The organism is Nocardioides aestuarii (assembly GCF_039527245.1).
GTDB lineage: Bacteria > Actinomycetota > Actinomycetes > Propionibacteriales > Nocardioidaceae > Nocardioides > Nocardioides aestuarii.
In genome coordinates this window covers 1-5,556 of sequence record NZ_BAAAJT010000001.1, presented here as the reverse complement: position 1 = coordinate 5,556, position 5,556 = coordinate 1, and the positions used below count along the sequence as shown (strand labels likewise).

The following is a 5,556-nucleotide window of genomic DNA, read 5'->3' as shown; positions in this document are numbered from 1 at the left end:
CGAAGAATTGTCCGGCGGCGTCCTACTCTCCCACAGCCTCGCGACTGCAGTACCATCGGCGCTGAACGGCTTAACTTCCGGGTTCGGTATGGGACCGGGTGTTTCCCGTTCGCTATGGCCGCCGTAACTCTATGGACCAACTATCCACTTGTGTGGTGCCCGCCCCCTCCTGTCTTGTCACACGGTTCGTGTGGCGTGGGGGGTTGGGTTTGTTGGTCGGGATCTGGTTAGTGGACGCGTGCATTCTGTCTTGTAGGTGCTCCCGGCACATCCACGTCACGGTTCCAACTCTGGTGGTTGGTGTGTTGTGGTGTGGGTGGGGCAAGCCCTCGGCCTATTAGTACCGGTCGGCTGGGCATCACTGCTGTACACCTCCGGCCTATCAACCCACTGTTCTGGTGGGGGCCTTACCCCCTCGAGGGGGTGGGAAACCTCATCTTGAAACGTGCTTCCCGCTTAGATGCATTCAGCGGTTATCACTTCCGAACGTAGCTAACCAGCCGTGCCCCTGGCGGGACAACTGGCACACCAGAGGTTCGTCCATCCCGGTCCTCTCGTACTAGGGACAGCCTTTCTCAAGTTTCCTACGCGCGCGGCGGATAGGGACCGAACTGTCTCACGACGTTCTAAACCCAGCTCGCGTGCCGCTTTAATGGGCGAACAGCCCAACCCTTGGGACCTACTCCAGCCCCAGGATGCGACGAGCCGACATCGAGGTGCCAAACCATCCCGTCGATATGGACTCTTGGGGAAGATCAGCCTGTTATCCCCGGGGTACCTTTTATCCGTTGAGCGACGCCGCTTCCACATGCTGGCGCCGGATCACTAGTTCCGACTTTCGTCCCTGCTCGACATGTCTGTCTCACAGTCAAGCTCCCTTGTGCACTTACACTCGCCACCTGATTGCCAACCAGGCTGAGGGAACCTTTGAGCGCCTCCGTTACTCTTTAGGAGGCAACCGCCCCAGTTAAACTACCCATCAGGCACTGTCCCTGATCCGGATCACGGACCTAGGTTAGACATCTAGTACGACCAGAGTGGTATTTCAACGATGACTCCACAACCACTGGCGTGGCCGCTTCACAGTCTCCCACCTATCCTACACAAGCCGAACCAAACACCAATACCAAACTATAGTAAAGGTCCCGGGGTCTTTCCGTCCTGCCGCGCGTAACGAGCATCTTTACTCGTAGTGCAATTTCGCCGAGTCCATGGTTGAGACAGCGCCCAAGTCGTTACTCCATTCGTGCAGGTCGGAACTTACCCGACAAGGAATTTCGCTACCTTAGGATGGTTATAGTTACCACCGCCGTTTACTGGGGCTTAAATTCTGAGCTTCACCCACAAGGGGTTGACTCGTCCTCTTAACCTTCCAGCACCGGGCAGGAGTCAGTCCGTATACATCGTCTTACAACTTCGCACGGACCTGTGTTTTTAGTAAACAGTCGCTTGGGCCTGGTCTCTGCGACCCTCCCCGCTTCCCACCGCAAGGGTGTTCACGGTTCGGGTCCCCCTTCTCCCGAAGTTACGGGGGCATTTTGCCGAGTTCCTTAACCATGGTTCTCTCGATCGCCTTGGTATTCTCTACCTGATCACCTGAGTCGGTTTGGGGTACGGGCGGCGCATAGCTCGCTAGAGGTTTTTCTCGACAGCATAGGATCACCCACTTCACCAAAAGTGGCTCCCCATCACATCTCAGACTCCACACTGAAGTGGAGGGACCCGGATTTGCCTAGGTCCCGTCCTACATGCTTGGCCACGGACAACCATCGCCGTGGTTGGGCTACCTTCCTGCGTCACCCCATCGCTTGACTACTACCGGATCGGGTCCCACGCTCCGCCACAGGCCCTCACCCCGAAGGGATCGGTACCCGTGGTTTCGGGTGGTTAGCATCACCGGCCTCATCATGGGCGCTACGTTGCCGGTACGGGAATATCAACCCGTTGTCCATCGACTACGCCTGTCGGCCTCGCCTTAGGTCCCGACTTACCCAGGGCAGATTAGCTTGACCCTGGAACCCTTGATCATTCGGCGCACGGGTTTCTCACCCGTGATTCGCTACTCATGCCTGCATTCTCACTCGTGTCGCATCCACCACTCGATCACTCGGCAGCTTCACACGCGACACGACGCTCCCCTACCCACCCACACACCCGTTAAGGCTTCACGTGTGAGTGCCATAGCTTCGGCGGATGACTTGAGCCCCGCTACATTGTCGGCGCGGAATCACTTGACCAGTGAGCTATTACGCACTCTTTCAAGGGTGGCTGCTTCCAAGCCAACCTCCTGGTTGTCACTGCGACTCCACATCCTTTTCCACTTAGTCACCGCTTAGGGGCCTTAGCTGATGGTCTGGGCTGTTTCCCTCTCGACGACGGAGCTTATCCCCCGCCGTCTCACTGCTGCGCTCTCACTTACCGGCATTCGGAGTTTGGCTAACGTCAGTAACCTGGTCGGGCCCATCGGCTATCCAGTGCTCTACCTCCGGCAAGAAACACGCAACGCTGCACCTAAATGCATTTCGGGGAGAACCAGCTATCACGAAGTTTGATTGGCCTTTCACCCCTATCCACAGGTCATCCCCTCAGTTTTCAACCTAAGTGGGTTCGGTCCTCCACGTCGTCTTACCGACGCTTCAACCTGCCCATGGATAGATCACTTCGCTTCGGGTCTTGAGCGCGCTACTCAAACGCCCTATTCGGACTCGCTTTCGCTACGGCTTCCCCACACGGGTTAACCTCGCAACACACCGCAAACTCGCAGGCTCATTCTTCAAAAGGCACGCTGTCACAAGAGCAAGCTCTCGCTCCAACGGATTGTAGGCACACGGTTTCAGGTACTATTTCACTCCCCGCCAGGGGTACTTTTCACCTTTCCCTCACGGTACTTGTCCGCTATCGGTCATCGAGGAGTATTTAGGCTTAACGGGTGGTCCCGCCAGATTCACACGGAATTTCAGGGGTTCCGTGTTACTTGGGATGCAGCGCCACAGCCATCGCCTTACACCTACGGGGCTCTCACCCTCTCCGGCGCCCCCTTCCAAGGGACTTCAGCTTCAACGACGGTTTCTTACTGTGTGGAAAGCCGGCAGACTCTCCCACGCGCTCCCACAACCCCACACACACAACCCCTGCCGGGTATCACGCATGCGTGGTTTAGCCTCATCCGATTTCGCTCGCCACTACTCTCGGAATCACTGTTGTTTTCTCTTCCTACCGGTACTGAGATGTTTCACTTCCCGGCGTTCCCTCCACACACCCTATTTCATTCAGATGCGGGTAACTGGACATGACTCCAGCTGGGTTTCCCCATTCGGACATCCCCGGATCACAGCTCGGTTGCCAACTCCCCAGGGCTTATCGCAGGCTCCTACGTCCTTCATCGGCTCTCGATGCCAAGGCATCCACCATGTGCCCTTCACAGCTTGCCACCACCAACACCACACCACACCCACCCACAATCAAGAGCAGACATGACACACCCGCAACCAGCAAGGAAAACCGGTCACAGGCCAATTGGCGGCAGCACACTACAAAGATGCTCGCGTCCACTATCCAGATCTCAAACAACAACCCCACACCAGCCAGCACCCAAGCATCACACTCGAGCACCAGTCCGGCCGGGCAGCTGACACAACCAGCCCCACCCCAGACCCCCACCCATCACAGGCAGAGAACCAGGACGGCCCTGATGTCTCAGAACCCCAACAGTGTGCCCCCACCCCCACCCCAGACACCCACCCGAACGGGCAGCGCACCTGGAACAGCAGCAGGGAGATAGAACGATGGTTCCACTAGTGAACACCACCATGCGCCCAGACACGAACGGCCTGAGTCGGGGTGTGTGCTCCTTAGAAAGGAGGTGATCCAGCCGCACCTTCCGGTACGGCTACCTTGTTACGACTTCGTCCCAATCGCCAGCCCCACCTTCGACGGCTCCCCCCACAAGGGTTAGGCCACCGGCTTCGGGTGTTGCCGACTTTCGTGACGTGACGGGCGGTGTGTACAAGGCCCGGGAACGTATTCACCGCAGCGTTGCTGATCTGCGATTACTAGCGACTCCGACTTCATGGGGTCGAGTTGCAGACCCCAATCCGAACTGAGACCGGCTTTTAGGGATTCGCTCACCCTCACAGGATCGCAGCCCTCTGTACCGGCCATTGTAGCATGCGTGAAGCCCTGGACATAAGGGGCATGATGACTTGACGTCATCCCCACCTTCCTCCGAGTTGACCCCGGCAGTCTCCCATGAGTCCCCAACCCACCGAAGTGGTTGCTGGCAACATAGGACGAGGGTTGCGCTCGTTGCGGGACTTAACCCAACATCTCACGACACGAGCTGACGACAGCCATGCACCACCTGTACACCGACAAAAAGGGGCACCATCTCTGATGCTTTCCGGTGTATGTCAAACCCAGGTAAGGTTCTTCGCGTTGCATCGAATTAATCCGCATGCTCCGCCGCTTGTGCGGGCCCCCGTCAATTCCTTTGAGTTTTAGCCTTGCGGCCGTACTCCCCAGGCGGGGCGCTTAATGCGTTAGCTACGGCACGGAACCCGTGGAATGGATCCCACACCTAGCGCCCAACGTTTACGGTGTGGACTACCAGGGTATCTAATCCTGTTCGCTCCCCACACTTTCGCTCCTCAGCGTCAGGTAATGCCCAGAGAACCGCCTTCGCCACCGGTGTTCCTCCTGATATCTGCGCATTTCACCGCTACACCAGGAATTCCGTTCTCCCCTGCATACCTCAAGTCTGCCCGTATCGAAAGCAAGCACCGAGTTAAGCCCGGTGTTTTCACTCCCGACGCGACAAACCGCCTACGAGCCCTTTACGCCCAATAATTCCGGACAACGCTCGGACCCTACGTATTACCGCGGCTGCTGGCACGTAGTTGGCCGGTCCTTCTTCTGCACCTACCGTCACTTGCGCTTCGTCGGTGCTGAAAGAGGTTTACAACCCGAAGGCCGTCATCCCTCACGCGGCGTTGCTGGATCAGGCTTCCGCCCATTGTCCAATATTCCCCACTGCTGCCTCCCGTAGGAGTCTGGGCCGTGTCTCAGTCCCAGTGTGGCCGGTCACCCTCTCAGGCCGGCTACCCGTCGAAGCCTTGGTAGGCCATTACCCCACCAACAAGCTGATAGGCCGCGAGCACATCCCCCACCCAAAAAAGTTTCCACACACATTCCATGCAGAAGTGTGTCATATCCGGTATTAATCACCGTTTCCGGTGGCTATCCCAGAGTGAAGGGCAGATTACTCACGTGTTACTCACCCGTTCGCCGCTCGAGTACCCCGAAGGGCCTTTCCGCTCGACTTGCATGTGTTAAGCACGCCGCCAGCGTTCGTCCTGAGCCAGGATCAAACTCTCCGTAGAAAAACTACAAACAGATCAATACCTGACAACAAACCCTGAACGATCAAAAATCAATCCAGAATCAATCATCAAAGAAACCATCAACAAACCATGACCAAAACCACGGCTCGCCGACAGGTCACACAAACTAATTCCATCGACTATCAAACACACTGTTGAGTTCTCAAACATCAGACGC

General features: G+C 56.9%; 3 rRNA genes. All 3 read right to left on the bottom strand.

Annotated elements, in window-relative coordinates:
• Positions 1 to 9: 9 nt before the first annotated feature.
• The 3 genes from rrf to ABD091_RS00005 all read right to left on the bottom strand — a co-directional run bounded on the left by rrf (position 10) and on the right by ABD091_RS00005 (position 5,378).
• Positions 10 to 126: ribosomal RNA gene (gene rrf, locus ABD091_RS00015) — 5S ribosomal RNA — on the bottom strand.
• Between the two features lie 191 nt (positions 127 to 317).
• Positions 318 to 3,431: ribosomal RNA gene (locus ABD091_RS00010) — 23S ribosomal RNA — on the bottom strand.
• Positions 3,432 to 3,855: 424 nt separating this feature from the next.
• A 16S ribosomal RNA gene (locus ABD091_RS00005) occupies positions 3,856 to 5,378 on the bottom strand.
• Together the 16S, 23S and 5S rRNA genes form the textbook arrangement of a ribosomal RNA operon.
• Positions 5,379 to 5,556 lie beyond the last annotated feature (178 nt).